The following is a 3,932-nucleotide window of genomic DNA, read 5'->3' as shown; positions in this document are numbered from 1 at the left end:
GTAAACTTAGAAAATCAGATTTTTTCATCCTACCAAAGAAACCCCGTTTTATTCGACGAAATCTTTGATCAAGAAGGACAAGTAAAGGAAGTGTATTCTAAACTATTCGACCTCTATGGCGGGCATTCCATTAGTGAATATGTCAATTTAAACGAAAAGGCAAAGTCGTCATTTTTTAATCAGGGAATTACTTTTCAGGTGTATGACAAAAAGAAAACCAAAGAGAAGATTTTTCCATTCGACCTTTTTCCTAGAATAATTCCACCAGAAGAATGGGAAATAATTGAATCTGGTTGCATACAGAGAAGTAAGGCGCTAAACCTCTTTCTGTGGGATGTTTATCATGATAAGAAAATAATTAAAGATGGTATAGTTCCTATGAGCCTCATAAGCTCTTCTGCTAACTATTTAGAACAAATGATAGGTTTAGATCCACCTGGGGGCATTTACAACCATATTTCAGGTACTGATGTCATTAAACATAGTGATGGACAATATTATGTTCTTGAAGACAATATAAGGTGCCCAAGTGGCGTAAGTTATGTTATTTGCAATCGTACAGCATTAAAAAGGGCTCTATTTGGTGTCTTTGATCATTACAAAACGTATTCCGTTACAAATTACGCGGAAAACCTTCTTGACTTGCTTGAAACCGTTAAACCTAAAGGTGTGGATGTACCCAATGTAGTAGTCATTACTCCCGGTATGTACAATTCTGCGTTTTACGAGCATTCCTATTTGGCAAAAACTATGGGTGTTGAATTAGTTGAGGGTAGAGATCTTTTCGTTGAAAATGATTTTGTATACATGAAAACCATAAAAGGCCCACAAAAGGTTGATGTAATATATAGAAGAATAGATGATGCATTTATAGATCCACTGGAATTCAAACCAGATTCAGCTCTTGGCGTGCCAGGTCTTTTTTCCGCTTATAAAAAGGGCAACGTAACTTTGGCTAATGCACCTGGTACCGGTGTTGCAGATGATAAGGCCATTTACACTTATATGCCGGAAATAATTAAGTACTACTTAAACGAGGAGCCTATTCTAAATAATGTAAAAACATATCATTGCAGCAGACCCAAAGAGCTAAAATATGTATTAGATAATATTAAGAACTTGGTAATTAAACCTGTAGATGAGGCAGGTGGTTATGGTATATCTATTGGAAACCGATTGAGCGATAAAGAAGTTGAAGTTGTAAAAGCAGAGATTCTTTTAAGTCCTAGGAAATACGTTGCCCAACCAATTATGTCACTTTCCGTACACCCTACATATATAGATGAAACCGAATCTTTTGAACAGCGCCATGTTGACCTCAGAATTTTTACTGTATTAGGAAAAGACAAAGAGTTCGTTTTAAAGGGCGGACTAACAAGAGTAGCGTTAAAAAGAGGCAATTTAATCGTAAACTCTTCACAAGGTGGCGGATCTAAGGACACATGGGTATTGAAGACCTAGTAGAATACTAAGCACGAATATTCTACCCTATAAAAAACAGAAAAAAAGAACACTAACTATTAAATAACACCTATGCTAGCACGAGTTGCCAATAACCTTTTTTGGATGGGAAGATATATAGAACGTTCAGAACATATTGCGAGGTACCTTCGAGTAAATTATTTTTCATCTCTTGATGCCCCCAATCAAATATCGCAATCTAGACAATTTGTTCTTCGTTCAATGTTAACTTTAGTGGGCGACCCAGCTGCTGATGAGGAAGGCGAACTTAACGAGACCGAAGTTTTATATAAAATAGGATTAGACCCCAACTACTCCTCTTCTATTCTTAATAACGTAAGGAATTCACGAGAAAATGCCAATAGCGCCAGGGATCTGATCTCTACTGAACTTTATGAATCCATCAATAAATTTTACCACTTCATCGCTAACTACGACGCTAACGTTTATACAAAAAACGGGCTTGATGATTTTACACGGAATGTAACGGAAATGTCAGCAATTCTAAGGGGAAAAGTGCGTAGTACTCTAATGCACGATGAAATTTATGCTATCATTATAATGGGTGCAAATATAGAGCGGGCAACACAGGTAATGCGGATTATTAGTTCTAAATATAATGATGCTCTTAAGGCTCAGGGTAGCTATGGCGATAAGTTCAAGAATAGCTTTGAATGGACCACCTTATTAAAGTGTACGGAATCTTATGATATGATGCGCAGGCATTACAAAAAAACGCCTACAAGTATTTCTACTTTAGAGTTTTTGATTCTTAATCCAAACTGTCCAAGGTCTATTATGAACAGTTTAAACCAAGTATGCAAACACATAAAAATCTTGGACACCAAGCAAAAACACGATAGAGACTCTACTTCATTTCTAGTTGGAAAAGTTAGAGCGGAATATGAATTTAAATCCATGGTAGATATTGAAAGTGATATTCAATTATTAATTAATAATACGTTGACACATCTTTATGAAATTAGCCAAAAAATGGAGAAAGAGTTTTTTAGTTATTAAGCCTTATATTACAAAGCTAACCAGGAAAAAAATCACTTTCTTATCAAACCTAACGAACTCACAATTACCTAATGTCATTAGAATATTCAATTACTTATAAAGCAGAAAACACCTATGAAGAACCAGTACGCGAAGCATATTGGCAATTTCTCATAATACCACAAGAGAACGACTCACAACAGTTCATTAGTATAGATTTTAACAACTCGCTAAATGCTAGGAGTGAATTTTCTATAAATGGATATGGCTTTAAAACGATTCGGGTTCACCCAAAAACCGAATTTACACACATTACTTTTGAGGCGAATTTTAAACTATTAAAGAAAGAAATTAATCCGTTTGACTTTGAACCGGAAGAAGATGTGTTGAAATCGTTTCAAAAGCTTCAAGAATTAGATTTTAAGGTAGATTATGACACCTTCTTAAAAACAACGGATTATACTAGTCTTCCTGAGGAAAGTAAAAATCTATTTACATTAGATACTGCACTATCGATATTTGAAAACCTTTTGGCCCTAAATAGCTTTGTACACCATTATATTAAATTTAACGCAGAAGCTACTGATGTATACACCAAACTAAAAGATTTACTAAAAATCCGCCAAGGCGTTTGCCAAGACTTCACCCATCTATTTTGTGCCTTCGCAAGATTAAACGGTATACCTGCACGTTATGTTTCAGGATATTTGCATCAAGACAACGGCTATTTTGGAGATGCGCAAATGCATGCTTGGGCAGAAGCCTACGTGCCCTTTGTTGGCTGGATTGGTTTTGATGTAACAAATGATATTTTGGCTGGGACATCCCATATAAAAATAGCTGATGGCAAGGACTATAATGACTGTTCTCCCTTAAAAGGTGTAGTATTCTCTACCGGTAAGAACGAAACCGTTCATTCTGTAGTAGTTAGCAGTCAAAGCCAACAATAGAATTTAAAATGTAATTATTCTAACCTTGCAAACATTCAATCATTAACTGCGGAATAGATAAAAAAGAGTAGTATTTTTGTTTGAAAACAGAATATAATGACAATTACTACAGACCTATTTAAAGGTCTACAAGAGCGCCTTGGTGCGTTAAGGAGGTATCTTTGACGTTGATGCCAAACTTATTGAAATAGAAAACGAACAGGAGAAAACTTTAGCTCCTGATTTCTGGGATAATCCACAGGAAGCCCAGGCTCATATGAAATTCATACAATCAAAAAAACAGTGGGTAGATGATTACAATGCTGCCAAAACACTGGTTGATGACGTAGAAATTTTACTAGAGTTTCAACAAGAAGGAGAAGATAACGAAGCAGAAGTAACCGCTCAGTATGATAAAGCCCTGAGCCAGTTAGAGAAGCTCGAATTCAAGAACATGCTTTCTGAAGAAGGTGATGAACTTCCTGCCGTTCTACAAATTACAGCTGGTGCCGGTGGTACCGAAAGTTGCGATTGGGCCTCCAT

The 3,932-nt window shown here is 36.1% G+C and carries 3 protein-coding genes and 1 pseudogene; all 4 read left to right on the top strand.

Annotated elements, in window-relative coordinates:
* On the top strand, positions 1 to 1,461 hold a 1,461-nt coding region (locus ACSHWW_RS14290), incomplete at its 5' end, for a circularly permuted type 2 ATP-grasp protein (RefSeq protein WP_435683146.1).
* 72 nt (positions 1,462 to 1,533) lie between these two features.
* Positions 1,534 to 2,481: an alpha-E domain-containing protein gene (locus ACSHWW_RS14285; RefSeq protein ID WP_435683145.1), complete on the top strand. Its 948-nt coding sequence runs from the start codon at positions 1,534 to 1,536 to the stop codon at positions 2,479 to 2,481.
* A gap of 71 nt (positions 2,482 to 2,552) precedes the next feature.
* On the top strand, positions 2,553 to 3,410 hold the full coding sequence (locus ACSHWW_RS14280) for a transglutaminase-like domain-containing protein (RefSeq protein WP_435683144.1): 858 nt from the start codon (positions 2,553 to 2,555) through the stop codon (positions 3,408 to 3,410).
* A gap of 96 nt (positions 3,411 to 3,506) precedes the next feature.
* Positions 3,507 to 3,932 (top strand): annotated as a pseudogene (locus ACSHWW_RS14275) (PCRF domain-containing protein); the annotation flags it as partial.

Source organism: Nonlabens sp. (genome assembly GCF_051251825.1).
GTDB lineage: Bacteria > Bacteroidota > Bacteroidia > Flavobacteriales > Flavobacteriaceae > Nonlabens.
This window is presented reverse-complemented; position numbering and strand designations above follow the sequence as displayed.

Excerpts from the sequence above, each read along its gene's own strand:
- ACSHWW_RS14285 (WP_435683145.1), top strand. The coding sequence starts at position 1,534 with ATGCTAGCACGAGTTGCCAATAACCTTTTTTGGATGGGAAGATATATA.
- ACSHWW_RS14280 (WP_435683144.1), top strand. The coding sequence starts at position 2,553 with ATGTCATTAGAATATTCAATTACTTATAAAGCAGAAAACACCTATGAA.